Genomic DNA, 25,555 nt, shown 5'->3' with positions numbered 1-25,555 from the left:
CAGCTGAATGATTTGCACCTGTAATAGAGTTTGGAAGGGGATTCCTCTTTACAAGTGTTTATCCATTGTGATGATGCTTTTTATCCTTATGAGGCGAAGTTCTGTCAACTAACTCTGGTGACAGGCATTGAATCGCACAGAAGCATCCGAGATCCACTTCGATGCAAAAATCTGTTTTTTCTAGCCCGAAGAAATCCGGGTCACAAGGGTGGCAAACACTTAAAGTATCGCATTTGACATCGACCGGGCGTAAAATAGACAGTGTTGCGCAGCAATCGCATAATTTTTCAACGCGGAAGAAAATGGACTCAAAGCATTGCATATCATCCACAAATCCCCCCACGTTTCCGAATGTGGAGAACAATCCGCCTTTTTTATCAAACAAGAGGAACGGAATTGTGTCTTTACCTGCAATTGTCGGATTCAAAAGGTTTGTATAGCAGCCAGTCGGACACTGTTCTTCCACTGCCTCCTGCTCTGCTAAAATCTTTTCCACTGCATCGCATACACAGTTCTCATGCCGGCCATGGGTTTTTCCGCAGCTCATTGATTTCAGCTCCTTCTTTATAGGGTATTTGACTTTAGTCCTTAACAACATATGTACTCGTGCCTCACTTGGTGTGGGTGAACGTCTATATATTCATCATATGCGGGAAAATAAGAAAAAGCAGAGCGTTTTTAGCTCTGCTTTTAGGTCCTAGAGGACGAGTGTGATAACTAGGATGGCTATGAGAGTGTTTGTTGCTGTAGAGACAAGTGCTGCAATATCGACATCTACTGTTGAGACGTTTACGCCGCGGGAGCATTCGATGAGAAGTTTTTGGCGGTTTACTTGCTTGTTGGCTGTAAGCTGCAATAAATCTTGTGCGACTAATTCAGCAATTACCCCATCTGCAATAGATGTGAGAGTTGCCGTTACGACAGCGGCATTAATTGCAGTTACAACTGATGTTACGGCTTGAACGTCTGTTGATGTAACGTTGATGTCACAAGAATCTCTGATAATAATTGTCTCATCGGAGACTTGTTTGTTAAGATTTGCCTGAGCCAGATCTTGATTGATAAAAGCATTGTCATCGCCGAATCCATTGCCATTGCAGCAGATATCGCAATTACATTTTCTTTCTTCTTTTTTATCTTTTTCGTCTAACGGATGGTCACAGTCAGGATCAAGTGCAACCCAAGAGTATGGTCTGCTTTCCATATCTATTCCTCCTTTTCTTTTACTGTTATTAAATGAGCGAGCCTCTTACTTTGACTGAGGCATATATCCTGATGAAGAACCCTATTTTTTATGATTGGTTTGAATTGTTATTGTTTTGACGTCTTTGTCTGAGTTGCTCAATTAATTGCTCTCTGCGGCTTAGCGGTTTTTCGTTCTTTTTCTCTTGCGCGGCTGCTTCTTCTTTTTTCTTCTTTTGATTTTCAACTAATGCAGCTGATTTAGCCTGCAAGTCTTTTACCATATTCAAAAGCATTTCTTTTTCTTCATCTGATACTTTTTTCATTTTGTCTTTCGTGACGCCGTGTTTAAGAAAGATATTTTGAACCAGCATTTTCGTCATTGGGTCAGCTTCCGGCAGCTTTGCAAGCTCTTCTTTGAATTTATCGTTATCTGACATTTGTTTTCACCTCTACTTTTAAGTTTGTGAAAAGAAAGGGTTAAAGGACGTCAAGTTCATTGAGAATGCTGTTTAGCACCTGAAGCAAAATTTGTACAAAGGTTATTATTTCGTCGGCAGATAAAGTAATTTTGATATTTCGGCTGTTGATGATTTTAATGATGGTTCTTTTTTTGATTTGGGAGTTATCGAGAATGAGTATGTCGCTTGCTACTGCGTCAGCTAAGTCCTCGTCGGCGATAACGAGCTGTGTTGCCAGGATAATCATTGTTGTGACCAAGGCTTGTATAGAAAGGGCAGATGTTATATGTGACGTATCTATTGTGATATTTGCGCAATCAATGACTTCGATCTGCTGCTCGAATTCGCTAGATAATTGCTCAAATATTTCAGGATGCAGGGATTCAACTTTTTCTTCAAATGACATAACCTTCACTCCTTTCTTATCCATACTGTATATAATGCAGAAGAGGTGCAGAGCGGAATAAGAAAAATAACCAATTTTCAACAGGACAAGATACAAATTCATGAAGGCTAGGGTTTCTGCATATATGTGAAGGGGATGATGAAAGGAGTGAACAAGTGGTTATCAATTGGCTGTCTCTTTTCCTTCTTTCGCTTGCGGTCTTCCGGCTCGCGCGTCTTTTCGTGTTTGATACGATTATGGCGCCGCTTCGCAGCCTTTTTCATGAAGAGAAGGAGGAACAGGATGCGGACGGGAACATTGAAACGTATATCGTCATAAAGGGAACGGGTGTGAGGGCGTTTATCGGTGAATTGCTGAGCTGCTATTGGTGCACAGGCGTGTGGTGCGCCGGCTTTTTGATTTTGTGCCAGGTGTTCATTCCAGAGGCGGCCCAGTGGCTGGTTTTGCTGCTGGCGATCGCAGGGCTGGCCGGTATTATTGAAACCCTTGTATCAAAATGGCTGCAGGAATGAGGCATTCCCACCAGCAACTTTCTGTCAGTATCCGCATAAAGTAGCATATATGACATAAGGAAAGGAAGGGATCAAAGTGAATCAATTTAACAAACCTTCCCAAAAAACTCCATATACAGATTCATCGTATCAAACAAAAAAGATCAAAAAGAAAGGCTGCGGGTGCGGAAATAAAAAGAAAAAACCTCAATAGTCTGGCAAAGAAACCGGAGATCTCCGGTTTTTTGTTTTTTTAACGGAGTAGCCTCGCTCAGCATATATCATGAGTGGGGGGATGCCAGTGAATGAGTTTGAAAAATGGATAGACGGGAGATATGAACCTCACGAACAAAAGCAAAAAGAGCATGAAGACATCATGAGCAGAATCAGAAAAGACTTGGATGCATTTGATGAAGCCGGTCTGGCGTTTGAAGAGGAAATTGAAGAACTGGCTGAAAAAACCGAAGCCTTGCTCAAAAAACACAAGGCTCAGTACGAACAATCATAAATCCGCAAACGCCCTATGCGAATATCCAAGCCGATTAAGGCTGCACACATAGTGTATAGAGAGTAAAGGAGGTGCTTAACTATGGGCTTTGGATACGGATTCGGAGGCGGCTACGGCGGCGGCTGTTATGGCGGCGGTTATGCTGGCGGTTACGGCGGCGGCTATGGTTCAACATTTGTTCTTTTAGTCGTATTGTTCATTCTCCTTATCATCGTGGGTGCATCTTTTTATAACTTCTAAGGTTTATTGAGGGAAGTACGGGTGATGTCCTGTACTTCCTTGCCTTGTGTTCATTTTTTATTTTGGGAAAAAGCACATTGAACAATGGGTGTTCATATAATACCGTATCACTCCGCCAAAAGGAGGCGTATTATGGATAATCAATTTTTTAAGAACATCGAAAAGAAAACAGGTGTCAATATGCAGGATGTCATGAATCTTGCCGGCTCCCTTCAAAACGCCAATTTTAAAGACGAAAACACAGTCCGCAGTGTCATTAAGCGCGTAGCGCAGCTGGCAAACAGACGCGTGCCGAAAGAATTAGAAGATAAGATTGTTGAGTCCATTACAAGCGGAAAAGAAAAGCTTGATTTTAGTACGATTTCTAAAATGATGGATAATAAATAAGCAGAGGGCCTGGCTGACTCATTTCAGCGGGCCTTTTTTATAGAAAAAACCCGGCAGATCACTGCCGGGCTGTTAGTTATGCAAGGGCTGTCTAGCATGCTGTAAAAGGGGATATAAAAATCTTGAACGGTGGGCCGTTTTGCCGCGCCTGTTTGCGGGACAAGACAAATATAAATGCTGTTTGGCCCGTGTCATCGCTACATATAAAAGTCGTCTTTCTTCCTCGAGAGGAGCTTCATCTCCTTTTCTCGCTGTTTCTAATGAGAAATCGTGTGGAATCGAGCCATCTACCGCGCCTAACACGTAGACGGTTTTAAATTCAAGACCTTTTGACCGGTGAATGGTCATCAGCTGAACGCCATTTTCACCCGTTTTGTTTTTCTCAGCGGCTCTCATATGGTCTACGTGGGCGAGAAAGTCAGGAATCGTTTTGAATTTCTTGGCGACGACCTTAATGTCACGCAGGTCATCGGATCCTTTTTCCAGCTTATTGCCCTCATTGCCCCGTTTTTTTAAATACTCAGAGAAGCCCATTTTTCCTTCTGCAAAGGTGATCGCTTCCACCGGCTTCATCGTGCGGAGGCTTGCGAAAAACGGTACGATCTTCTTGATTTTGTCCAGCTGGAACGGCTTTAGATCAGGCAGTTTGGCCAACGCTTTAATCATGGAGCAGTCCTCGGTAATCGAGAGCGCCTTCAGCGTGTTCAAAGCGGACTGTTTTAAGAACAAGGCTGGAAGCAAGTGCTTCATCGCCTCAGTGTCATCCTCATTTTGGCTGGCATACAAGTATGCGAGAATCTGGCGGACGATCCGTCTGCTGTAAAACGATTGGACGCCGCGGTCTGCTGTATACGGAATTGACGAATGATGAAGCCTTTCGTATATGGCGCGGCCTCCGCTGTTTGTGCGGTAGAGAACCGCAAAGTCTTCAGGGCTTGCCCCGTTTTGAATTTTTTCTTTGATATCGGAAACGACCATTGTGGCTTCTTCCTCTTCGTCATAAGGATAAAACAGCATAGGGACCTGGACGTCATCACGCGCCGCTTCAAGCATTTTGGCATACCTATTTTTGTTCTTTTTCACGACGATATCAGCGCTTGAGACGATCGGGTGCGTGGACCTGTAGTTCGCGGTTAAATAGATCGTCTTCGCTCCGGGATAATCCTTTTGAAAATCAAGAATAAAAGACGGGTTGCTTCCGCGAAACGCGTAGATGGACTGGTCATCGTCACCGACGCAGCACAGGTTTTGTTCCGGGCTGGCCAGCATTTGCATGATTTTATATTGCACCGGGTTAATGTCCTGAAACTCATCAATTAAGATGTACGTAAACCGAGATTGATATTGTTCCAGAAGATCCGACCGATCGATAAACAATTCATAGCAGGCTGAAGCCATGTCATCAAAATCAAATTGGTTGTGCTCTTTTTTCTGACGTTCATAATGTTCATACAAACGATAGACTTGTTTTTCCCACCCATCTTGTAAAGGAATGCGTTCATTCGGCACATAAGTGTTTTTCCAGAAACCGATCTGCTGCAAGGCCTGATCAACGGGGAACTCTTTCTCATCTATGCCTTCTTCATAGAGTGCTTTTTTGATATATTGTTCCCGCTGCCACTCCATTTTCAGCAGATGATCGCCGTTCCATTTAGCAGGATCATAGTGATACAAGATTTTATAAAACAAGCTGTGGAATGTTCCGGTGACAAGTCGTCTCACTTTTGCCGGCTGTAATCCGTACTGCTTCGCCATACGCTCTTTCATTTCAGCGACAGCTTTTGTTGTAAAGGTGACAAGCAGCATGTGTTCCGGCGGTATGCCCAAGTGTTCGATCATGTGGGCGGCGCGCGCCGTTAGCACCCGTGTTTTCCCGCTTCCCGCACCTGCAAGCACTAGCAGCGGGCCTTCCGTTTCCGTGACAGCTTTGAGCTGATCCGTGTTCAAGCCGACAGACGGAAAAAGACTCGTATCAGGTTCTATTGTTTTTTGTGCAAATGGTGTTCCGGGTTTAATGCTTCTCGGCCGCTTCCATTCCGTGACAGCTGGAGACGAGTCAGCAGCGATCGCTTTTCCCTTGGGCAAACGAAAGACACCGGATTCCTGATAGTCTTCTTTTTTCTCTTCGTTAGCGGGTTTCGTTTCACAGGCCTCCTCACATGCAGGAAAATGGCCTGGCTGGCGGTGGATAAACTCCGGTGGATCGGCAATGTTGAGCCTTAACAAAACGGGTTTTCCGCAATGAGAACAAAATAAATGTCCTTTTATTCCTTCTTCAAAGAGGAATTGGTAATGTTCTCTCGAATATGTATGTAAATGTATAGTTCGATCATTCAGTCGGGCGCATTTCAAAAAGGGATCCTCCCAATCAAAAAAGGTGTTCATTACAGACAAAGACTATCATATCAAAAGAAACGTGTTTCAAAAAGTAAGTTTAAGGGAAAAGGAACAGCAGAGGGGTGGGTATCGTATGATATATGCAGGTCAAATTCAGAACCAGCAATACGCTCAATATGCAAATAGAACGATTGGACACAAGCAGGATTACGCCGGAACCGAAAAAATCAACTATGTCTCGTTTCAGCGGGTATACAAGGAACTTGAAAAGCAGCAGGAGAATCAAACGGCCGCTGAAAGAAAAGTAAACGAGACAAAACGTAAGCGCTCTCTTTATAAGAGATTGCGAGAAAAAGGAATGGGTACTTATATTAATCGATATGTATAAAAAACCGTTCACATACAGAGAACGGTTTTTAATGTGCGGAAAAAATCCGGATCTCGATAGACCCGGATGCTGTTTAGTCCTTAATCATTTGTAAATGGGGAATGCCGGCATCGAGAAATTCTTTTTCAGAAAGCACGCGATACCCGCGTTTTTTGTAAAACGGCACAGCCTGCGTTTGCGCGTTTAAAATGAAACCGGAAGCGCCGCCGTCTGCCGCCGCTTTTTCGAGTGCCTTCATAATGATGCCGCCGACACCGGAGGAGCGATGGCTTTTCAATACGCAAATCCGTTCTAACTTGCCGTAGCCGTCCTTCATACGCCATCTTCCGGCGCCGACAGGCTTTGCGCCGTCATACACGACGATATGCTCCGACTCATTTTCAAGTTCGTCAATTTCTTCTTCAGCAGGTACGTTTTGTTCTTTGACAAAGACTTCTTCTCTTACATGAAATGCATCTTTCATTTGTTCTTCATTTTTTGCGATAACTGCTTCCAAAGGATTATTCTCCTCCGCCTAGCAAGAAGGTTTCATATACTGTCCACGATCCATTTTCCAGCTGGTAAAGCAAGTGGAAACGATCAACGATTTCTTCATGCGACACTTCCTGCATTTTTAATTGTCCCAGCACATCTGAATGCTCATCGTCGGAAAGATTTTGGCCGACCGTCACATGCGGAACGAAATTATATTCCTGTTCACCAGCCAACACACCGGTGTATAACTTTTCATTGAGTGTTTTTAATTCTTCCGTCGGCTCTGCTTTGATGTAAATGACATTATTGACAGGCGCAAATGAGCTGTATTTTGTCATTTTGAGAACGACCGGATGGGACTCCTTTGCGATGTTTCTCAGATGTGAAACAAGCTGATCCGCTTTCTCCTCTTCACATTCAAACGATGCTCTCAGCGTCAAATGGGGCGGGATTAGGGAATAGCTCGGGTCATAGCGCTTTCTGTAAGAGTTCGCAAGGTCTTGGAGTTTTTTTGATGGAAATAAAACGATTCCGTATTTCATATTATGTCCCTCCTGGAAATAAAGTATGATAGAGTGTTAAAGCATTTTTTTCAGCGCCGGTGTGATGAGAGGCTGCCAATATGTCCATTTGTGATCTCCGTCAAATGGTTCAAAATCATAATCGGAAAGCTTCTTCTCCAGCAGCTGTTTCAGCTCCTGATTCGGTTCTGTAAAATCCAGAATGTTTCCGTCTGTCGTGTGGACGTCAGTTTCTTTTGTTCCGATTTGGTGATAAATAGAGAGGTGTGTGATATCGTCTGACTGCTTCACAGCTTCCAATACATGTTTGTCAACATAGGGAGACTGCATGATGATATTTCCGAACATATTCGGATAATCAAGCGCTGTCATAAGAGAAACGGTCGCTCCGAGAGAATCACCGATCAGCGTCCGACCGTAGCCGACTTGATAGGTTGGATACTCGTCATCAGCAAACGGAACGAGCTCATGGGCGATGAACCGTTTATACGCCGAAAATTTTGAGCCTTCCGGATGGTAGGTTTTTCTGCGCTCTTTTACATCCTTATAAGGAACACCGATAATAATGCTCCGGTCTATTTCTCGCTTGGACAGCAATTCTTCGACCTGTCTGCCGATTCTCCCCAGCCTGAAATAATCGTGGCCGTCCTGCGCGATAATGACATGGTATTTATAAAGGGGGGAGTAGTTGGACGGCAGATAAACGAGCAATGTCATTTCCTCGTTAAGCTCTTTTGAAAAGAATTTCTTTTCTTGCACTGTGCCGTTTTTCGGTACCATAATACATTCCTCCAGGACATCACTAGACTTTCTTGCTGTTTTCCATTATTGTACCATGAATTATTAGAAATTTCTCTCTTTAAACTGTTCGGAACTCGAAGAAAAAAGAGTTGAAATAAACTGCAAATTGCGCTAATATAAAACAATCAGAAAATTGAAATCGATATTTCTTATCGTGAGAGGTGGAGGGACTGGCCCTTAGAAACCTCAGCAACCGGCTTGTTTTGCACTATGTGTGCAAAACGCCAAGGTGCTAAATCCAGCAAGCGTTTTTTATGCTTGGAAGATAAGAAGAAGCGTTAAACCCCTTCTTCTTATGAAGAAGGGGTTTTTTATTTTGAAAAGGGAAGGTGTCAGCTATATGTCACAGCACGTTGAAACGAAATTAGCCCAAATTGGGAACCGAAGCGACGAAGTAACGGGAACAGTGAGTCCTCCTATTTATTTATCAACAGCATACCGCCACAGAGGAATCGGAGAATCTACCGGATTTGATTATGTCCGCACAAAAAATCCGACACGCCAGCTTGTTGAGGACGCGATCGCCAGCTTAGAAAACGGAGCGAGAGGGCTTGCCTTCAGTTCGGGAATGGCTGCCATCCAAACGATTATGGCGCTGTTTAAAAGCGGAGATGAACTGATCGTTTCATCGGACCTATATGGCGGCACGTACCGTCTGTTTGAAAACGAATGGAAAAAATATGGATTGATCTTTCATTATGATGATTTCAGCGATGAGGACTGTTTACGCTCTAAGATTACGCCGAATACAAAAGCTGTGTTTGTAGAAACACCGACAAATCCGCTTATGCAGGAGGCGGACATTGAAAAGATCGCCCGGATTACAAAAGAGTACGGTCTTCTGCTGATCGTTGATAATACATTTTATACACCGGTCTTGCAGCGGCCGCTTGAGCTGGGAGCAGACATTGTAATTCACAGTGCAACCAAGTATTTAGGAGGGCATAACGACCTGCTTGCGGGGCTTGTCGTTGTAAAGGATGAAAAGCTTGGTGAGGAAATGTTTCAACATCAAAATGCGATCGGCGCCGTCCTGCCTCCGTTTGATTCGTGGCTTCTGATGAGAGGAATGAAAACGCTGAGCCTCAGAATGCGCCAGCATCAGGCAAACGCGCAGGGGCTTGCGGCGTTTTTAGAAGAGCAGGAGGAAATTGCCGATGTACTGTATCCCGGAAAAGGCGGCATGCTGTCCTTCCGTCTTCAAAAAGAAGAGTGGGTTAACCCGTTTTTAAAAGCGCTGAAGACCATTTGTTTCGCAGAAAGCCTCGGCGGGGTGGAGAGCTTTATTACATACCCTGCCACACAGACGCACATGGATATTCCTGAAGAAATCCGCATCGCAAATGGGGTCTGCAATCGTTTGCTGCGTTTTTCGGTCGGAATTGAACATGCGGAAGATTTAAAAGAAGACCTAAAACAAGCGTTATGTCAGGTCAAAGAGGGAGCTGTTTCTTTTGAGTAATCACAATTGGACGCTGGAAACCCAGCTCGTGCACAATCCATTTAAAACAGACGGCGCAACAGGAGCGGTCAGTGTACCGATCCAGCACGCATCGACTTTTCACCAATCTTCATTTGAAGAGTTTGGCGCATACGATTACAGCCGCTCAGGAACGCCGACAAGAACAGCTCTCGAAGAAACAATTGCCGCACTGGAAGGCGGAACGAGAGGATTTGCTTTCAGTTCAGGCATGGCTGCGATTTCAACAGCATTTTTACTTCTGTCACAGGGCGATCACGTTCTTGTGACAGAAGATGTATACGGAGGAACCTTCCGCATGGTAACAGAGGTGCTGACCCGGTTTGGCATTGAACACACGTTTGTTGATATGACGGATAGTAACGAAGTGGCGCGGAATATCAAGCCGAATACAAAGGTCATTTATATGGAGACACCTTCAAATCCGACACTTGGGATTACTGATATTCAAGCGGTGGTTCAGCTTGCAAAAGAAAACGGCTGTTTGACCTTTTTGGACAATACATTCATGACACCTGCACTGCAGCGGCCGCTTGATCTCGGCGTGGATATTGTGCTTCACAGTGCAACAAAGTTCTTGAGCGGACACAGTGATGTGCTCTCAGGCCTGGCTGCTGTCAAGGATGATGAGCTTGGGAAGCAGTTATATAAGCTGCAAAACGCGTTTGGCGCGGTCCTAGGGGTGCAAGATTGCTGGCTCGTGCTGCGCGGATTAAAAACATTACAGGTCCGTTTAGAGAAAGCGAGCCAAACAGCGCAGCGGCTTGCTGAATTTTTCCAGAAGCATCCGGCGGTGAAACGCGTATATTATCCGGGGCTGTCTGATCATCCGGGGGCCGAAACCCATAAAAGCCAGTCAACGGGAGCGGGCGCCGTGCTATCTTTTGAGCTTGAAAGCAAAGAGGCCGTTAAGAAATTAGTAGAGAATGTATCACTTCCGGTCTTTGCTGTAAGTCTTGGCGCCGTGGAATCGATTTTGTCCTATCCGGCAACGATGTCACACGCGGCAATGCCTAAGGAAGAGCGTGAAAAACGCGGCATCACAGACGGCTTGCTTCGCCTTAGCGTGGGAGTCGAACATGCAGATGATTTAGAACGTGATTTCGAACAAGCGCTGAAAGAAATTGCGCCAGTGGCGGTTCGTTAAAACGAAGCCGGGGATGGCCCGGCTTCTTTTATTGTTCATCATCAGGATTCAGAATCGCGAGGACTTGATGATCCTCCCAAACGCCGTTGATTTTCACATTTTTTCGGGCGATGCCCTCTTTATGAAATCCCGCTTTTTCCAATACACGCATGGACCCGAGATTGCGTGGCATCACACCGGCTTCAATACGGTGCAGTTTCAATTCGTGAAACGCAAAATCAACAATCAATTTGACGGCCTCTGTCATAAGGCCCTTTCCATTATGGGCTTTGTCTAAAAAATACCCGATGAACGCAGTTTGCAGCGCCCCCGGATGATTTGAAAGAGCGAAACTGTCCCGATTAATGTATCATCTGACGCTGCAAAAATGCCAAAATGATACTCTTCATCCTTCTCCAGTCTTTGCTGATACTCTCTAATTCGTTTTCTCTGACCCTCAATCGTATAATAATCGTCTGCGCGTATCATGGAGAACTGTTCGAAAAAATCTTGGTTTTCGCTTTGCAGCCGCAGATTTTCTTCCGCATCCTTTACTTCTAAGGGTCTTACATAAATTGTATTTCCTTTTAACATACATTGATCTCTCCGTTCTCATGTTGGCATTCCTCTTACATTATTCTCAGGAAACTGCAAAAATCCTTTTTATAAGAAAGAAGAAAACCAGTTTCCCATAAAGGTTCCGACATAGTTTCCAATTAAGTAGCCGAGCGTACCGACAAGCATGATCGGGGCGACAAGCTCCCGCCAACCCTTGGCAATTGCCATCGCAGCTGCGGTCGTTGGCCCCCCGACCGCAGCGTTGACAGCGAGCAGAATTTCCTCAAGCCGCACGCGGAACAATTTTCCGACGGCTAAGGAAATAGTTAAGTTGCTTATCGCAATGATAAACACAAATAATAGAATAAGAGGCGCATTGGTAACGATTAAGCGCAGATCTGCAGGAATGCCAATCACTACAAAAAACAAATAAATCAAAAAGGTTCCAAGCTCCTGAGATCCATTAAGCCTTTCAAAAAAACGCGGGAAAAGAAAAATGATGAGAACAGTTAAAGACGTAAGTATCAGATACTGATCGCCAAGCGTTCCGGTCAAAAGGGGATGAGAAAAAAGGCTTTTAAAAAAGCCGGAAATCTTCACACTAACCGCAACAAGCGCAAAAGCAGCACCGGCATTAAAAGCGATATCCTTTAAGGAAATGTCCTTCCGTTTCCAATAGCTTTCTGCACTGTTTCCGCTCTTTCCATCGGCTTTTACTTTTTCTTCAAACGGCATAGCATAATGCCGCTGAAACCATTTAACTGCAGGAATACTGATTAATATAAAAAACAAAAGCGCCATCATAACATGATCTGCCACAACGGTAGCCGACACATATTCCCCCGGCGTCTCAAATTTTGCCGCCATCGCCGCAAAGTTGATCCCGCCGCCGATATAAGAGGCGCTGATCATTCCGCCGATTTTATCTAGATAAGGAATATGCTGTTTGAATAGAAAAAAAGAGAGGATGCTCCCAAGCACAGTGCCAGCGGAGCTAATCAGAAAAATAAAGAGCAAATGCCTGCTTTCCTTAAAAATCTGCCGCACATTGATCTGAAACAGCAAAAGAGGAATCGCCAGCGGCACCACATAAGACCACACAGTATCGTATACAGACGACTCAACAGGAAGCACTCCTATATTTGTAAACACCATAGCACCTAAAAGCGCAATGATAGCTCCGGACACAGCGGACGCCCACTTAAAGCGCTGCTCCAGTCCGATGCTCACTGCCGCCCACACCGCAATAAATCCCCACAGTACCCAAACATCATCAGAAGAAATCAAAGAATGCAAAACCTCATCACCCCTATTGTTAGAAAATTAAGACATATTATAATGGCCAAGGAACGGAACAGCAAGTCCGAAAAAAAGTTTTTCTGAAAAAGCAGTTGACGAATAGAAGGGAAGGTTATATAATAGAACTTGTCAGAAAGACAACAACATACCCAGCAACACATACATATCATGATTCCGTAGCTCAGCTGGGAGAGCGCTACCTTGACAGGGTAGAGGTCGCTGGTTCGAGCCCAGTCGGAATCATAGCTTAAACCCTTGCGTAGCAAGGGTTTTTTACTTTGCTTGTTTATTGATTTTGTCATCATTTATCGAGTTGGGGACGAATTGGGGACGAAATTATTTTTTGAGCTGATTTTGAAGGGGAATTCAAAACCAGCTCTGTTTCTGTGCTAGGTTTCTAGGATCAAGTTTCCACTTTACAGTTGATGACAAAGAGGTTATTCAAGGACTGCCGTTAAATCGCAATGCAGGGCACACAGGAGACGGCACAAACGGTACCGGGAATCGTAGTAAGGCTATCGGAGTTGAAATCTGCTACAGCAAGTCAGGAGGCGCTAAATACTACGCTGCTGAAAAGTTGGCAATCAAGTTTGTGGCGCAGTTGCTCAAAGAACGCGGATGGGGTATTGATCGTGTGCGTAAGCATCAAGATTGGAGCGGAAAGTATTGCCCGCATCGCACCTTATCGGAAGGACGCTGGAATGAGGTCAAAGCGGCGATTGATGCTGAATTAAAAGCGCTTGGCGGCAAAACATCAAGTAAGAAAACAACTTCGTCCAAGACAGTGAAAAAATCAAGTTCAAGCAAAAAGAAATCATCCTTCAATTTACCTACCGGTATTTTTAAAGTAATGAGCCCATTGATTCACATCGATGCTGTTGAGCAAATTCAAACAGCGTTAGCGGCGCTGCATTTCTATCCGGATAAGAAAGCCAAAAACTTTGGGATCGATAGCTATTATGGACCGCAAACAGCTGATGCAGTTAGACGGTTCCAGCTGATGTACGGGCTGTCCGCAGATGGTATTTATGGTCCGAAGACGAAGGCGAAAATTGAAGCGTTGTTGAAGTAATATAAAAAGGCCCTCTCATAAAATGGGGGCCTTTCAGTGTTTCTTTTAAATAGCTTCTTTTAGTTGTTCTATTACACTTTTCAACCATTCTATAGGTGGTAATCCCATTGTCGGGAAATATATTTCAGCATTACACTTTATAATGTCTTCCTTTTCTTCTTTAGTTAGATCGCTATTAAGAAACTCTTCGCAATACTTTACTGTAAATAGCAAACCTTCTTTACTAATTTCCTCAATAAATTCGTCTAATGCGTGTGCTGGGGATCGGATATCTTGATGAAATGTTGCACCTAAAAAATTTTCTAATTCGTCTAAGAAATCATAACTTTCATCCATGATAATTCCTCTCTTTCTATTTGGTTGGATATCCTGTAAGAATAAAGTTACCGTTGTTATCTTTTTTGAGTATAATTTTTGCGTTTGTAACGTTTTCTACTAGTTCTGAATTTCTTGATACACTTCTGCCGATTATTTCTCCATCGCCCTTGTATCTTAACATTAATTTAGGTTTTTTAGGATCATCAATCCAATTTTCGATTTTCTTTATATTTTTAGGATCGTTTAAAACTGAATTAGCGATTCTCTCAGCGGTAGCCCTATCTTTAAAAGTAGATGAAGCTGTAATATGTGGGTTAGGATCAGTTCTCAGTCTTTCTATTAATTCTTTGTCTGTTTTCCCAACATGTTTTTGTAATAAATGTCCGCCTCTTGCTTCATGAGCAGCTAATCCGCCGCCAGGTGCGAGAGGGGTACTATCACCTTGTTTGACATTACCTGTACCCATGTTGTTAGAACTTTCAGATCTTCTGAGTACACTCTCTTTTTTATCTTCCGCAATACTTTTTAGCAGCGGAGTATTTTTCACGTTAATGGTTTTCTCAGCATCTTGAAGGATTCCTTCTAATGCAGGAGTATACCGATTGACAGGAGATTTGACAAACTGTTTTACGGACTGACCACCTTTCTTAATTGTGCCACCAGCTCCTTTCCCAACTTTAGCAAGATCTTTCGAGCCTGTTGAGACAGAGGACTTTCCACCTTTCAACAACAGGAGACTTCCGCCAAAATAAGTAACATAGTGCATCCGTGTATATGCATCTCCGTGAATCATTTTTTTATCCCAATCATCCTTCAATGTGTCAACCATACTTTGAAAGGCAGCTTGATAGTCGTATTCCAGAACTGTATCCAACACTTTTTGAGGATCCTTGTTTAAGTTGTCAATTGTCCAACCGATATTCCATCCGAGTTGAATAGCTCCTTCACCGGTATCCTTGGCAAAATCGTATACACCAACAATCGCACCTTTGGCGCCATCACCTATGATTTGCAACACTTCTTTTCCGTTATCTAAGAAAGCTTTACGCTGTTCAAGAAATGAAACAAATTCAAGCTGTTCAGGGGTAAGGTTCTCATAGCCGACTTTCTTGGCAATTTCTAAGTATTCATCCGGGTCCGTCACTCCGTCAGCTAGTTTCTTCTTTAGCTCTTTGATTTCTCGTTCTTTCGCTTCGTCTTTCTTGATCTTCAAATAAGCTTCAGTTTGTTTCTCAATATCGCCTTTTTTCTTATGTATATCACTTTCTCGATAAGCTTTGGCATTGTAATGGAGGGGTGTAGCATTCTTGCCTTTGCCTGTGGATTCCTCAAGCTTTTGGAAGTCCTTCTTGATGAATTGCTCGTTTGGCTCTGACTGGGCATATTCAGTAACAAGTGCTTCGTCCACACTACCTAGTTTGTCGACTGTTTTTTGCGTTTGTCCTCCGCATCTGCAAGTTCGTCTTTGAAGTCTTCTGTCGAGAACAAATCAAGCGGAAGAATATCGTCGATATCATTTAAAATATCTTTCATCGCTTTCTTCTGTTCAGACATAATGGATTTTGATTTTGTGTAGGCGTTAGCCAATTCATGTTCTAAGAAGGATTCTTCTATGTATGCGTCAGACAAGCTAGCGTCCTCTAAAGCGCCTGAAATGCTTGTCAAAAAAGCAATTTTCATATCAATTAGATCAATCCAATTGTCAGCCACACCCGCATGATCTTGATAAAATGCTTTGATGTTATCGGCTCCTTTGCCTGAAAACTCACTGTCATCTAAATCAGCTACAGCTTTGAAGGCTTTTTTTAGATTGATCATCTGACTTCTTAATTCTTTGTATTCTTTTGCGCGTTTATCTGCTTCAGAAAGCAGTGATTTGGCTTCAAATACTTTCATGTTCATATCCTTTCATTCATGGGGAATTAGCAACCAAATTTTACCACATGACATAAGACAAAATTAGAAAGGAATCTCTTTATATGGAAAATGAAACTTTAGGATTAGGTGTAAATACCCAAGTATGATTTAGGACAACAGAACTTTAGCAACGAAAAAGTTTGCGGTTTTTTTGCGGACATACATATTTTTTGAAATGTTAGAATATTACATAAAAGGTGTTTGAGGAGGGGTCTCGTGAATCCAGTTTTACCATCGTCTAAAGTTGGCGTAAAGATCAATGAATGGTATAAGATGATTCGTCAATTCAGTGTCCCAGATGCAGAGATTTTAAAAGCTGAGGTGGAACAAGAGATCAATCAGATGGAAGAGGATGAATATTTGCTGATTTATTTCTCATTAATGAAATTCCGTCATCAGCTTATGCTAGACTATTTAGAACCAGTAACTACACGCATAAGACCAACTATTGACGAGTTACTCGAAAAAATTGAGGCGTCAAATAAAGGGATATCCGGTTTATTGTCTTACTACTCCCTGTTTTTTCGGGGGATGTATGAATTTGATCAAAAGCAATATGTGAAAGCAATCGCCTATTATAGGGAGGCGGAGAAAGAACTTATCCACGTTCCTGATGAAATCGAAAGAGCAGAGTTTCATTTTAAGTTAGCCGAAGCATATTATGGAATGAAGCAAAGTCATGTATCTATGCACCACGTTAAACAAGCATTAGACGTTTACAATCAATATGAATTGTATAAGGTACGGAAAGTTCAATGTCTCTTTGTTATTTCAGGGAATTATATTGATTTTAAGCGTTATGAAAAAAGTCAGCCACATCTTGAAAAAGCGTTAGAGTTATCCAGAGAATTAAATAATAAAAGGCTCATTAGTTCCGCACTTTATAACTTAGGTACTAATTTTGCGGACAGAGGGGATTATCAGCAAGCAGAAGTTTTCATGAAGCAAGCTGTGGAGATTACTGAAAAAGAAAAGTTGACGAATTTGCCACATTCTTTATTTTCTTATGCAAAAATCCTTTTCAAACAAGGAAAAATGAATGAAGCCATCCAAGTAAGTAAGAAAGGGTTGTCGGCAGCTATTTATCAAGGCGATGAGCTTTTCACGAAATTACAGGGTTATTTAAAAGCACTTTATGTCGATGCAGTGGACCAACAAGGTGTTAATAAAACAATAGAATACTTAGAAAGAAACAAGAACTATTCGTATGTAGAAGACATTGCCTGTGAGACTGCAGCTGCTTACGCAAACTCTAAAGAATTTGAAACATCTTATGTTTATCATCAGAAAATGATTGAAACTCAAACACAAATTCAAAGGGGAGAATGCCAGTATGACTTTTAAAAAGAAGGTATGCCTTATCCTGGGGTTGTCATTCGTTTTAGTGTGTGGGTTTGGATCCGGCTTAACAGAAAATCAAACTCAAAATTCATTCCAAGTTACATCGGATCGTCTTCAAACATAAGCATCATCATTTCTAAAAAGCCCTTCTAAATAAGAGGGCTTTTATTTATGTGTTAAATAAACAGACAAAACGAATCGAATGAAATTTCGAATGAAATAAGATATTATGGACCGAAAACCGCCGATGCCGTCAGACGATTCCAGCTGATGAATGGACTAAAAGCTGATGGCATTTATGGACCAAAAACGAAAGCAAAACTTGAAGCATTGTTGAAATAATCTTATAGTCCTCCCTTGCTAATTGTGACATCATGTATCAAAAAATAGCCCTTTAGTAGCTTACTTTTTTTGTTAAAATGATGGAAACAGCAAGGGGGGATAATATGGCTTTACTACGCTTTATAAGTTTGTACGGAATAGCCATCATTATATTGGTGGTCATAGCGAATTTTGCTCCATTTTTGGCGATGCCGTTATATTATATTGCCATAGCTGCATTAGTCTTTCTGATTGTTTATCTGATATACCACTATACCCAAAAAAACAATGGCAGGAAAAAGTAAAATTGTAAATAAATGTATATAGAGGGGCGAGGTGAACGATAAACAGGAGGAGATTATTATGAAAAAAATATTTCTTTTTTGCCTGACTTTCTCGTTGGTATTTAGTATCTTCGGAGGAGCAGCGAGCGCAGTACCTAAACAAAAGTCACAGCAAGATATAACTGACATTAGAAATTACGTTGAAAAAACAGTTCCTTTGTTAAAATCCAACCTAGAAAATCTACCTAAAAATTCTTCTTTGGAAAAAAGTTGGAAAAACTATTTCAAATCACTACAAAAACAATCCAGCACCAGAAGCGTTTAGTAATCCAGACATATCACTTTATGATGTTTTCCCAGAAATGAAATCAGAACTAGAAAAATTCAACGGTAAAGCTTTCAATATGAACAGCTTTATGGCTGAACAAGAAAAAAGCAAATCCTATGGGGATGTGCTTACTTTTGAAACACAAAACAGTACGGTTAAGGTTTATCTAGGTGATCTGGGGGATATCCAGATACTTGAGCAAAAAACTTTAACTGACTCTCCAGACTCTGATGCAAGCGTCCAAGGCACTACAAAAACAGAAAGGACCACTGGTATTGCTTATGGACTTGGTGGACCGAAGCTCTTCACACTTTGGGCCGAAGGAAGATTTAAATATGACGGCAAAAAAGTTTGGGCTACTTATAAAGATGGCGACTATCAGCGCCACCCGATGGGGACAGCTTTGGCAATCTCTCCTAGGGTATTAGGACAAGACCGGGACGCCAGTCATGGAGGATATGCCTATAGAGAGGTTTATTCACGTATATATGTTGAATCCATTGTAGGTTTTAAATGGGCCGGGATCGTTTTAAACTCAGCTCTTGTTGAGGCGTTTATCGGGTCTACTGCAAAAGGAAGTGTTTACGGAGGCGTTAAGAAAGTGTAAAAGAAATAACCTCGCCCGAAAAGCCCGTCTCATAAGGCGGGCTTTATATAATACATATTTACTTTCGTTTTCACCCTTCATATGCCCCAACAGTTAAAAGAGACTCAAATGCAATAAAATTTGTGTCCCCTTTTAAATCCTTCACATGCAGCTTCTGTTTTACTTCATCTATGTAATGAACATTTCCTGTTACTTCTTCAATAAAACCATCTCTGTATATACTGATGAGCAGAACCGAGTTGAATTCCATCGCTTCGCAAATAGTGCGTGCCATTTCCTCCAGCTGGTATTCATCAAGAATGGGTTTTTCGATCTTCTGGACTTCTCTCTTTTTGTTTAAAAGGGCAGCCCTTTGCTCAGGTAATATGAATTTTTGTTCCCATCTCTTGTCGTAAATGCCTTGACTCATTCCGATCATCTCCTTGAATAAATTATATGGGAACAAACGTTCCTTTATCAACGGAGAAAATACTGGTAAGCCTGTGGGTTTATTTATTGGTTTTAAATGGGAAATTGTTGGCGAGTTGTTGCCCAAACCTGCCAACAATTAATATTTTTATTCAGAAGGAATCAGACATCTATTTTGAAATCCCTTGATGGATAGGTATTTGTCAGGAATAAAAATAACAGCTCAGAAGGTAATCACTACCTTGACAGGGTAGAGGTCGCTAGTTCGAGCCCATTCGGAATCATACACGGCGGTTAGAAGCGTTATAACCTTTCTAGCCGTTTTTTTATTGCGTTGACTTAGTCGATGACTTAGGCGTATTAAGGCGCAAGGTAGCGGTGAACCATTACCGTGTCTGAGCGTTTCTTATTCTATTAAATTGGAATGGGAAGCGGGGAATCGTACTGGATCATAGAACAGTCTAATAACATAAAAATCGCTTTTTCCGGAACCTTCGGTAAAAAACAAAACTTTTGACTCTATGATTTTACGTTATGATGTAAACGGTTACATTTATAGTATACTTATACTATAAATTTGTTCAAGTGGATACTGACAGGAAGGATAGAAAACAGATGAAATACATGAATACAAGACAAAAAGAGATTTTGTATCTGTTGTTATCTGAACCTGATGACTATTTAGTTGTGCAAGATTTCGCAGACAGGGTACAGTGTTCTGAAAAAACAATCCGGAATGATTTGAAAGTGATCGAGGATTATCTCAATGAGCATTCTCACGCGCAGCTCATTCGGAAACCAGGGTTAGGCGTCTTTTTACATATAGAAGAACAGGAAAGGACCTGGTTAAGCCAACAATTACATACAGAACATGTTCATTCTAGGCAGCGTACTGATGAAGAAAGAATGCTGCATATTGCTTATGACTTATTAATGAATGTAAAGCCTGTTTCCGCAAAAGAAATAGCTGCTCAGCATTTTGTGAATCGATCATCCATTAAAAAGGATTTATGTGCGGTAGAGGAGTGGCTGAAGCGATTTGACCTACATTGGTTTCTAGGCAGCGGCTTGGTTTGAAGGTTGAAGGGAACGAAAAAAATAAAAGAAAAGCATTGGCTAGAATATCTGATTTGATTGATAACACGGAGTTTACTAGCCAATTTATTAAAAGTAAGTTCTTAAGTCACGAAGTCAATTTTGTGGCGAAAGAAATCAAATCATTACAAAAAAAGCATTCGCTCTATTTCACAGATGAGACGTTTGAGAGTTTGCTGCTGCATACATTGTTAATGATCCGCCGGATCAAAATGAAGCAGCCGATCTCGATATCTCCAAGAGAACTGGCGGCAGTAAAAAAGAAGAAAGAATATCAATGGACTTTTGCTTGTTTACAACGGCTTGAGCCGGTTTTTGCAATCCGTTTTCCTGAAGAAGAAGCCGTGTATTTAACATTACATATATTGGGCGGGAAAGTTCGTTATCCATTAGAGAAAGAAGAGACAAAGGACCTTGAAAATGCAGTGCTTCCAAAGGTTGTAAGGCATTTAATCAATCGTGTTTCAGAGCTCAAAATGCTGGATTTTCATAAAGATCAGGATTTGATCAACGGATTGAATATTCATCTCAATACAGTGTTACAGCGGCTGAGCTATGATCTTTCTGTATCAAATCCTATGCTTAATGCAATCAAAATGATGTACCCTTATTTGTTTCATCTGATCATTGACGTTCTGGAAGACATCAATCAAACGTTTGAGCTTTATATCCCTGAGGAAGAGGCAGCATATTTGACGCTGCATTTTCAGGCAGCGATTGAAAGGATGCATCACAGCAGCGAGACACACAAAAAGGCGATCATCGTTTGTCACATGGGGATTGGGATGTCACAATTGCTACGGACAAAAATTGAACGGAAATGTCATCAAATCGCAATAATGGCTTGTATCGCAAAAGCCGATCTAAAGGACTTTTTAAAACAGCATGAGGATATCGATCTTGTCATTTCCACCATTGCGCTGGGACATGTAACGATTCCCCATATTGTTGTATCACCGCTTTTGGAGCCTGGTGATGAGAAAAAATTGAATGAATTTATACGTCAGCTTGATGAATCGCACTGCCAAAAGCAAAATTTCCAAATGCTGAACAATACGACTCCTTTTTTGGTTTTTTTGCAGCAAGAAGCAGAGCACCGCTACAAGTTAATTGAACAGCTGGCGATTGCTTTGTTTGAGAAAGGCTATGTTGAAAAGGACTATGCGGTTCATGCGGTGATGAGGGAAAAAATGGCGGCGACCAACATTGGGGCAGGCATAGCCATTCCTCATGCAAACGCTAAATATATCAAACAATCAGCAATCGCAATTGCCACATTAAAAGAGCCGCTTGAGTGGGGAAATGAGAAAGTGTCGCTTGTTTTTATGCTGGCTGTCAAACACGAGGATCAAAATATGACAAAGCAGCTGTTTCGTGAGCTTTCATACCTGAGTGAGCAGCCGGCCTTCGTGCAGAAGCTGACGAAAGAAACAAACGTCATGACATTTTTATCTTATTTGGATTATTAAAAGCAGGGTTCATTCCTTGCTTTTTTGTTTATATGGAAAAATGCCTTTATTTCCGGAACTTATGGTAAAAAAAAGAGATTTTAACGGCATGATTTCGGTATACAGTTGAGACAAGATCTTGTTTTTCACACTTTAAAGGAGGTTTCCTATGAAACTGTTAGCGATTACATCTTGTCCGAACGGAATTGCCCATACGTATATGGCAGCGGAAAATCTGCAAAAAGCTGCTGACAGATTAGGCGTTACCATCAAAGTTGAGACCCAGGGCGGAATCGGGGTAGAAAATGAGCTAACCATAGAGGAAATTCGGGAAGCGGACGCGATCATTATTGCGGCAGACCGCTCGGTAAACAAAGATCGGTTTATAGGCAAAAAACTGCTGTCTGTCGGGGTTCAGGACGGCATTCGCAAACCGGAAGAATTGATTCAAAAAGCACTTAGCGGGGAGATACCGGTCTACCATTCCGCTTCAAAATCGGAATCAAACAATCAACAGGAGAAGAAACAAAATCCGATTTACCGTCATTTAATGAACGGCGTTTCGTTTATGGTTCCTTTCATTGTCGTCGGCGGATTATTGATAGCGGTTGCATTAACGCTTGGGGGCGAAAAAACACCTAAAGGCTTAGTCATTCCGGATGATTCTTTCTGGAAAACGATTGAACAGATCGGCAGTGCTTCATTTTCATTCATGATCCCGGTATTAGCCGGATATATCGCCTATAGCATCGCTGATAAGCCGGGACTTGTGCCGGGAATGATCGGCGGATATATTGCAGCGACTGGAAGTTTTTATGACAGCGCAAGCGGCGCCGGTTTCCTCGGCGGAATCATTGCCGGATTTTTAGCGGGGTATGCTGCCCTTTGGATAAAAAAATTAAAGGTTCCAAAAGCAATCCAGCCGATCATGCCGATTATTATTATCCCGGTGTTTGCATCACTAATTGTAGGTTTGGCGTTTGTGTTTTTGATCGGCGCACCTGTAGCTCAAATTTTCACATCTTTAACGGTATGGCTGGCAGGTATGAAAGGTTCGAGCTCGATCCTTCTGGCATTGATTTTAGGCGCAATGATTTCATTTGATATGGGCGGTCCCGTAAACAAAGTGGCATTTCTGTTTGGATCGGCCATGATCGGAGAAGGAAACTATGAAATTATGGGACCGATTGCCGTCGCTATTTGTATACCGCCGATCGGCCTCGGGATTGCAACGTTTTTTGGAAAAAGGAAATTCGAGGCATCGCAAAGAGAGATGGGGAAAGCGGCATTCACTATGGGGCTCTTCGGCATCACTGAAGGAGCCATTCCATTTGCGGCACAGGATCCTCTTCGAGTCATTCCCAGTATTATGGCGGGTTCTATGACGGGTTCGGTGATAGCGATGATTGGCAATGTGGGAGACAGAGTAGCGCACGGCGGACCTATCGTTGCAGTGCTTGGCGCAGTTGACCATGTCTTGATGTTTTTTATTGCTGTGATTGCAGGATCTCTTGTCACTGCTCTGTTCGTCAATGTTCTAAAAAAGGATATTACGGCGGCGTCCCCTGTGCTCAGCGAAACTACACCGCCAAGTGAAGCTGCTGCGGCGAAAGAAATACCGCAGCCGACTCAAGCTGAAAGCCAAAAAGCCGGGATGGCGGAAATCAAAAAACTGACAGACATCATCAGCCCCGAGCTGATTGAGCCACATTTATCAGGGGAAACCAGGGATGACATTATTGATGAAATGATTCAAAAATTGTCACAGAGAGGTATGCTGCTGTCCGAGAGCGGGTTTAAACAAGCCATTTTGAATCGTGAACAACAGGGCACAACGGCGATTGGCATGAATATCGCAATTCCGCACGGGAAATCTGAGTCGGTCAGGGAGCCGAGTGTTGCCTTTGGGATCAAACGATCAGGCGTTGGCTGGAACAGCCTGGATGGATCAGATGCAAAATTAATCTTTATGATTGCTGTACCGAAAGAGAGCGAAGGGAACCAGCATCTGAAAATATTGCAGATGTTATCCCGAAAACTAATGGATGATAGCTATAGGAAGCAGCTGCTCTCCGTGCAAACAAAAGAAGAAGCATACAAGCTGCTGGATGAAATCGTGTAGTGCGGGGGGATATTCATGACGACAGAACCGTTATTTTTCAAGCCTGTTTTCAAAGAGAGGATTTGGGGCGGTACCGCTTTATCGGCTTTCGGCTATCACATTCCGTCAGAACGAACAGGGGAGTGCTGGGCTTTTGCTGCTCATAAAAACGGGCAAAGCGTTGTTCAAAACGGAATGTATAAAGGGTTTACGCTCTGCGAATTATGGGCGCATCACAGATATTTATTCGGACAGCTTGAAGGGGATCGTTTCCCTCTTCTTACAAAAATATTAGATGCGGACCAAGATTTATCCGTTCAGGTGCATCCGAACGATGAGTTCGCCAAAATTCATGAAAACGGAGAGCTCGGAAAAACCGAATGCTGGTACATCATTGATTGCGAAAAAGATGCAGAGATCATTTACGGCCACAACGCAAAAACAAAGGAAGAGCTGATCTCGATGATTGATCTTGGAGAATGGGACAAACTTTTGCGCCGGGTAAAGGTAAAGCCTGGGGATTTCTTCTATGTGCCAAGCGGTACCGTTCATGCGATTGGAAAAGGCATTCTCGTTTTAGAGACGCAGCAGAATTCAGATACAACCTACAGATTATATGATTATGAGCGAAAAGATGCAGAAGGCAATACGCGCAAGCTTCATCTGGAAAAGAGCATAGAAGTGATAGAGGTTCCATCTATCCTAGATCGGCAAACAGTTCATCATGAACAAATCGAGGAATTATTTATAACAACATTGATTAAATGCGCTTACTTTTCGGTGGAAAAGTGGAATATATCAGGAGCAGCAAGCTTACAACAGCAAAAACCATTCCTTCTTATCAGTGTTATTGAAGGAGAAGGCCGTATGATATCCAGTGGGTATGTCAATGGCTTTAAAAAAGGAGATCATATGTTGCTGCCTTACGGTTTTGGAGAATTTAAACTGGAGGGGCAGGCAGAGTGTATCGTCTCTCATCTATAATTCAGGCTGATCCAGACTGTTTAATGTAGCAGACTAAAGTGTGTGGAAAAACCCTTCTTAAATTGGAGGGTTTTTTTGATTCAATGAAAGGAGTGATCTGATTCCTTCATTTTTCGGTCCCTTACCCGCATTCCCGAGTCAAAGCCTGACATTTTTTAAGTATTGGGTTTTACATTTAAAAAGGGCGGTTATCCACCGGAGATGATTCATTTTAGAGCAACTTTCTATTTAGTTTCGATACTTAGTTTTCGCAAAAGAGGAATTGTTATGCCGGAATGATAAAGATGGAATTCGAGAAAGAATATATAAGAATACAACGAATTAATGTAAACATGCTGGACAAACTTATAGGGATTAAAAAGAAGAAAGGAGGGTGGAAATGAAAAAATGGCTGCAAACCATAAGTGTGTTGTTTCTATTCAGTTTTATATTAATGGGCTGTAATAATGATCAAGATGATAATAATAACGATAACAATGTTCCAGATGTTGAGGAGAACGATCAAGATCATAACGGCAACAACCAAGATACTGACAATAACAACGCTCCAGGTGTCGATGAGGATGATACCATCAATAAAGATGATGAAAAAGATAATGATCCTGATCCTGAAGATCCAGTTGAGGATGCTGAAGATACCGATAAAGATAGAAAAGATGAGTAAGGAAAACT

Annotated in this window: 24 protein-coding genes, 1 tRNA gene, 5 pseudogenes and 1 riboswitch; of the genes and pseudogenes, 17 read left to right on the top strand and 13 right to left on the bottom strand. The window is 42.2% G+C overall.

The genetic code is table 11. From position 1 onward, the window contains the following. Positions 1–58: 58 nt before the first annotated feature. The 4 genes from cotY to cotV form a co-directional block, all read right to left on the bottom strand. Positions 59–547: a spore coat protein CotY gene (gene cotY / locus Q5C82_RS06190; protein WP_003224650.1), complete on the bottom strand. Its 489-nt coding sequence runs from the start codon at positions 545–547 to the stop codon at positions 59–61. A gap of 150 nt (positions 548–697) precedes the next feature. Beyond that, positions 698–1,204 (bottom strand): spore coat protein CotX, encoded by a 507-nt coding sequence (gene cotX / locus Q5C82_RS06185; RefSeq protein WP_003224652.1) that lies wholly within the window; start codon positions 1,202–1,204, stop codon positions 698–700. Between the two features lie 88 nt (positions 1,205–1,292). Next, on the bottom strand, positions 1,293–1,622 hold the full coding sequence (gene cotW, locus Q5C82_RS06180; protein ID WP_003224654.1) for a spore coat protein CotW: 330 nt from the start codon (positions 1,620–1,622) through the stop codon (positions 1,293–1,295). 40 nt (positions 1,623–1,662) lie between these two features. After that, positions 1,663–2,049, bottom strand: coding sequence for a spore coat protein CotV (gene cotV, locus Q5C82_RS06175; RefSeq protein WP_003224656.1), 387 nt, complete (start codon positions 2,047–2,049; stop codon positions 1,663–1,665). A 155-nt stretch (positions 2,050–2,204) separates the two neighbouring features. Here cotV and Q5C82_RS06170 point away from each other — a divergent pair, with 155 nt between their 5' ends. The 4 genes from Q5C82_RS06170 to spoVIF all read left to right on the top strand — a co-directional run bounded on the left by Q5C82_RS06170 (position 2,205) and on the right by spoVIF (position 3,675). Next, positions 2,205–2,561 carry a DUF1360 domain-containing protein gene (locus Q5C82_RS06170; RefSeq protein WP_003224659.1) on the top strand — a complete coding sequence of 119 codons (357 nt, stop codon included), beginning with the start codon at positions 2,205–2,207 and terminating at the stop codon, positions 2,559–2,561. A gap of 280 nt (positions 2,562–2,841) precedes the next feature. Continuing rightward, the gene (locus Q5C82_RS06165) at positions 2,842–3,048 is read left to right on the top strand and encodes a hypothetical protein (RefSeq protein WP_003224663.1); all 207 of its coding nucleotides are present in this window, start codon (positions 2,842–2,844) and stop codon (positions 3,046–3,048) included. 81 nt (positions 3,049–3,129) lie between these two features. Continuing rightward, on the top strand, positions 3,130–3,288 hold the full coding sequence (gene yjcZ / locus Q5C82_RS06160; RefSeq protein WP_003224664.1) for a sporulation protein YjcZ: 159 nt from the start codon (positions 3,130–3,132) through the stop codon (positions 3,286–3,288). Positions 3,289–3,420: 132 nt separating this feature from the next. Beyond that, on the top strand, positions 3,421–3,675 hold the full coding sequence (gene spoVIF / locus Q5C82_RS06155; protein WP_003224666.1) for a sporulation-specific transcription regulator SopVIF: 255 nt from the start codon (positions 3,421–3,423) through the stop codon (positions 3,673–3,675). Between the two features lie 72 nt (positions 3,676–3,747). On the opposite strand, the gene Q5C82_RS06150 is transcribed toward spoVIF, so the two are convergent. Continuing rightward, on the bottom strand, positions 3,748–6,027 hold the full coding sequence (locus Q5C82_RS06150; RefSeq protein ID WP_003224668.1) for an ATP-dependent helicase: 2,280 nt from the start codon (positions 6,025–6,027) through the stop codon (positions 3,748–3,750). Between the two features lie 118 nt (positions 6,028–6,145). Here Q5C82_RS06150 and Q5C82_RS06145 point away from each other — a divergent pair, with 118 nt between their 5' ends. Beyond that, positions 6,146–6,400: a hypothetical protein gene (locus Q5C82_RS06145; RefSeq protein WP_003224670.1), complete on the top strand. Its 255-nt coding sequence runs from the start codon at positions 6,146–6,148 to the stop codon at positions 6,398–6,400. A 73-nt stretch (positions 6,401–6,473) separates the two neighbouring features. Here Q5C82_RS06145 and Q5C82_RS06140 read toward each other — a convergent pair whose 3' ends face one another. From Q5C82_RS06140 to Q5C82_RS06130, 3 genes are read right to left on the bottom strand one after another with little or no spacing between them, the layout of a single operon-like run. Then, the gene (locus Q5C82_RS06140) at positions 6,474–6,896 is read right to left on the bottom strand and encodes a GNAT family N-acetyltransferase (protein ID WP_003224673.1); all 423 of its coding nucleotides are present in this window, start codon (positions 6,894–6,896) and stop codon (positions 6,474–6,476) included. 4 nt (positions 6,897–6,900) lie between these two features. Next, positions 6,901–7,416, bottom strand: coding sequence for a YjcG family protein (locus Q5C82_RS06135; RefSeq protein ID WP_003224675.1), 516 nt, complete (start codon positions 7,414–7,416; stop codon positions 6,901–6,903). Positions 7,417–7,452: 36 nt separating this feature from the next. Beyond that, positions 7,453–8,175, bottom strand: a complete 723-nt coding sequence (locus Q5C82_RS06130) for an esterase family protein (RefSeq protein ID WP_003224677.1) — start codon at positions 8,173–8,175, stop codon at positions 7,453–7,455. Positions 8,176–8,342: 167 nt separating this feature from the next. Further along, positions 8,343–8,468, top strand: a riboswitch (SAM riboswitch). Positions 8,469–8,536: 68 nt separating this feature from the next. On the opposite strand from Q5C82_RS06130, the gene metI reads away from it, so the two are divergent. Together metI and metC are read left to right on the top strand one after the other, a co-directional pair. Further along, positions 8,537–9,658, top strand: a complete 1,122-nt coding sequence (metI, locus tag Q5C82_RS06125; protein ID WP_032727339.1) for a cystathionine gamma-synthase/O-acetylhomoserine thiolyase — start codon at positions 8,537–8,539, stop codon at positions 9,656–9,658. Continuing rightward, positions 9,651–10,823: a cystathionine beta-lyase gene (gene metC / locus Q5C82_RS06120; RefSeq protein ID WP_003224681.1), complete on the top strand. Its 1,173-nt coding sequence runs from the start codon at positions 9,651–9,653 to the stop codon at positions 10,821–10,823. The genes metI and metC overlap by 8 nt, the downstream gene beginning before the upstream one ends. Positions 10,824–10,851: 28 nt before the next feature. On the opposite strand, the pseudogene Q5C82_RS06115 reads toward metC, so the two are convergent. After that, positions 10,852–11,396: pseudogene (locus tag Q5C82_RS06115) on the bottom strand (GNAT family N-acetyltransferase). 69 nt (positions 11,397–11,465) lie between these two features. Further along, entirely contained in the window at positions 11,466–12,656 is a 1,191-nt protein-coding gene (locus Q5C82_RS06110) for a DUF819 family protein (protein ID WP_003224683.1), read from the bottom strand. A gap of 173 nt (positions 12,657–12,829) precedes the next feature. Here Q5C82_RS06110 and Q5C82_RS06105 point away from each other — a divergent pair. Both Q5C82_RS06105 and Q5C82_RS06100 read left to right on the top strand, forming a co-directional pair. Further along, positions 12,830–12,902, top strand: a tRNA-Val gene (locus Q5C82_RS06105). 163 nt (positions 12,903–13,065) lie between these two features. Beyond that, a pseudogene (locus tag Q5C82_RS06100) lies at positions 13,066–13,731 on the top strand (N-acetylmuramoyl-L-alanine amidase); the annotation flags it as partial. Positions 13,732–13,776: 45 nt separating this feature from the next. Here Q5C82_RS06100 and Q5C82_RS06095 read toward each other — a convergent pair. Together Q5C82_RS06095 and Q5C82_RS06090 are read right to left on the bottom strand one after the other, a co-directional pair. Beyond that, positions 13,777–14,067: a contact-dependent growth inhibition system immunity protein gene (locus tag Q5C82_RS06095; protein ID WP_003224686.1), complete on the bottom strand. Its 291-nt coding sequence runs from the start codon at positions 14,065–14,067 to the stop codon at positions 13,777–13,779. Between the two features lie 16 nt (positions 14,068–14,083). After that, a pseudogene (locus Q5C82_RS06090) lies at positions 14,084–15,945 on the bottom strand (ribonuclease YeeF family protein). 237 nt (positions 15,946–16,182) lie between these two features. Here Q5C82_RS06090 and Q5C82_RS06085 point away from each other — a divergent pair. From Q5C82_RS06085 to Q5C82_RS06070, 4 genes and pseudogenes are all read left to right on the top strand, one after another. Next, complete coding sequence (locus Q5C82_RS06085; protein WP_003224692.1) at positions 16,183–17,310, top strand: Rap family tetratricopeptide repeat protein; 1,128 nt, start codon at positions 16,183–16,185, stop codon at positions 17,308–17,310. Between the two features lie 225 nt (positions 17,311–17,535). Then, positions 17,536–17,649, top strand: a pseudogene (locus Q5C82_RS06080) (peptidoglycan-binding protein); the annotation flags it as partial. A gap of 342 nt (positions 17,650–17,991) precedes the next feature. Further along, positions 17,992–18,237 carry a hypothetical protein gene (locus tag Q5C82_RS06075; RefSeq protein WP_003224696.1) on the top strand — a complete coding sequence of 82 codons (246 nt, stop codon included), beginning with the start codon at positions 17,992–17,994 and terminating at the stop codon, positions 18,235–18,237. 37 nt (positions 18,238–18,274) lie between these two features. Continuing rightward, positions 18,275–18,847, top strand: a complete 573-nt coding sequence (locus Q5C82_RS06070) for a hypothetical protein (RefSeq protein WP_003224699.1) — start codon at positions 18,275–18,277, stop codon at positions 18,845–18,847. Positions 18,848–18,917: 70 nt separating this feature from the next. Here Q5C82_RS06070 and Q5C82_RS06065 read toward each other — a convergent pair whose 3' ends face one another. Further along, positions 18,918–19,256 carry a YolD-like family protein gene (locus Q5C82_RS06065; RefSeq protein ID WP_003224701.1) on the bottom strand — a complete coding sequence of 113 codons (339 nt, stop codon included), beginning with the start codon at positions 19,254–19,256 and terminating at the stop codon, positions 18,918–18,920. Between the two features lie 614 nt (positions 19,257–19,870). Between Q5C82_RS06065 and Q5C82_RS06060 the strand changes: the two are divergent. The 4 genes and pseudogenes from Q5C82_RS06060 to Q5C82_RS06045 all read left to right on the top strand — a co-directional run bounded on the left by Q5C82_RS06060 (position 19,871) and on the right by Q5C82_RS06045 (position 25,547). After that, a pseudogene (locus Q5C82_RS06060) lies at positions 19,871–21,819 on the top strand (transcription antiterminator). 148 nt (positions 21,820–21,967) lie between these two features. Next, positions 21,968–23,920, top strand: coding sequence for a PTS mannose transporter subunit IIABC (gene manP / locus Q5C82_RS06055; RefSeq protein ID WP_003224704.1), 1,953 nt, complete (start codon positions 21,968–21,970; stop codon positions 23,918–23,920). Positions 23,921–23,935: 15 nt separating this feature from the next. Then, on the top strand, positions 23,936–24,883 hold the full coding sequence (manA, locus tag Q5C82_RS06050) for a mannose-6-phosphate isomerase, class I (RefSeq protein WP_003224708.1): 948 nt from the start codon (positions 23,936–23,938) through the stop codon (positions 24,881–24,883). Positions 24,884–25,262: 379 nt separating this feature from the next. Then, positions 25,263–25,547: a hypothetical protein gene (locus Q5C82_RS06045; RefSeq protein ID WP_003224712.1), complete on the top strand. Its 285-nt coding sequence runs from the start codon at positions 25,263–25,265 to the stop codon at positions 25,545–25,547. Positions 25,548–25,555: the final 8 nt, after the last annotated feature.

This window comes from uncultured Bacillus sp. (assembly GCF_958411575.1).
Classification (GTDB): Bacteria; Bacillota; Bacilli; order Bacillales; family Bacillaceae; genus Bacillus; species Bacillus spizizenii.
Note: the sequence above shows the minus strand (reverse complement) of the source record. Positions and strands in the feature narration are given on the sequence as shown.

Excerpts from the sequence above, each read along its gene's own strand:
- cotY (WP_003224650.1), bottom strand. The coding sequence starts at position 547 with ATGAGCTGCGGAAAAACCCATGGCCGGCATGAGAACTGTGTATGCGAT.
- cotX (WP_003224652.1), bottom strand. The coding sequence starts at position 1,204 with ATGGAAAGCAGACCATACTCTTGGGTTGCACTTGATCCTGACTGTGAC.
- cotW (WP_003224654.1), bottom strand. The coding sequence starts at position 1,622 with ATGTCAGATAACGATAAATTCAAAGAAGAGCTTGCAAAGCTGCCGGAA.
- cotV (WP_003224656.1), bottom strand. The coding sequence starts at position 2,049 with ATGTCATTTGAAGAAAAAGTTGAATCCCTGCATCCTGAAATATTTGAG.
- yjcZ (WP_003224664.1), top strand. The coding sequence starts at position 3,130 with ATGGGCTTTGGATACGGATTCGGAGGCGGCTACGGCGGCGGCTGTTAT.
- spoVIF (WP_003224666.1), top strand. The coding sequence starts at position 3,421 with ATGGATAATCAATTTTTTAAGAACATCGAAAAGAAAACAGGTGTCAAT.
- Q5C82_RS06145 (WP_003224670.1), top strand. The coding sequence starts at position 6,146 with ATGATATATGCAGGTCAAATTCAGAACCAGCAATACGCTCAATATGCA.
- Q5C82_RS06135 (WP_003224675.1), bottom strand. The coding sequence starts at position 7,416 with ATGAAATACGGAATCGTTTTATTTCCATCAAAAAAACTCCAAGACCTT.
- Q5C82_RS06130 (WP_003224677.1), bottom strand. The coding sequence starts at position 8,175 with ATGGTACCGAAAAACGGCACAGTGCAAGAAAAGAAATTCTTTTCAAAA.
- metI (WP_032727339.1), top strand. The coding sequence starts at position 8,537 with ATGTCACAGCACGTTGAAACGAAATTAGCCCAAATTGGGAACCGAAGC.
- Q5C82_RS06095 (WP_003224686.1), bottom strand. The coding sequence starts at position 14,067 with ATGGATGAAAGTTATGATTTCTTAGACGAATTAGAAAATTTTTTAGGT.
- Q5C82_RS06075 (WP_003224696.1), top strand. The coding sequence starts at position 17,992 with ATGAAAAAAATATTTCTTTTTTGCCTGACTTTCTCGTTGGTATTTAGT.
- Q5C82_RS06070 (WP_003224699.1), top strand. The coding sequence starts at position 18,275 with ATGAAATCAGAACTAGAAAAATTCAACGGTAAAGCTTTCAATATGAAC.
- Q5C82_RS06065 (WP_003224701.1), bottom strand. The coding sequence starts at position 19,256 with ATGAGTCAAGGCATTTACGACAAGAGATGGGAACAAAAATTCATATTA.
- manP (WP_003224704.1), top strand. The coding sequence starts at position 21,968 with ATGAAACTGTTAGCGATTACATCTTGTCCGAACGGAATTGCCCATACG.
- manA (WP_003224708.1), top strand. The coding sequence starts at position 23,936 with ATGACGACAGAACCGTTATTTTTCAAGCCTGTTTTCAAAGAGAGGATT.
- Q5C82_RS06045 (WP_003224712.1), top strand. The coding sequence starts at position 25,263 with ATGAAAAAATGGCTGCAAACCATAAGTGTGTTGTTTCTATTCAGTTTT.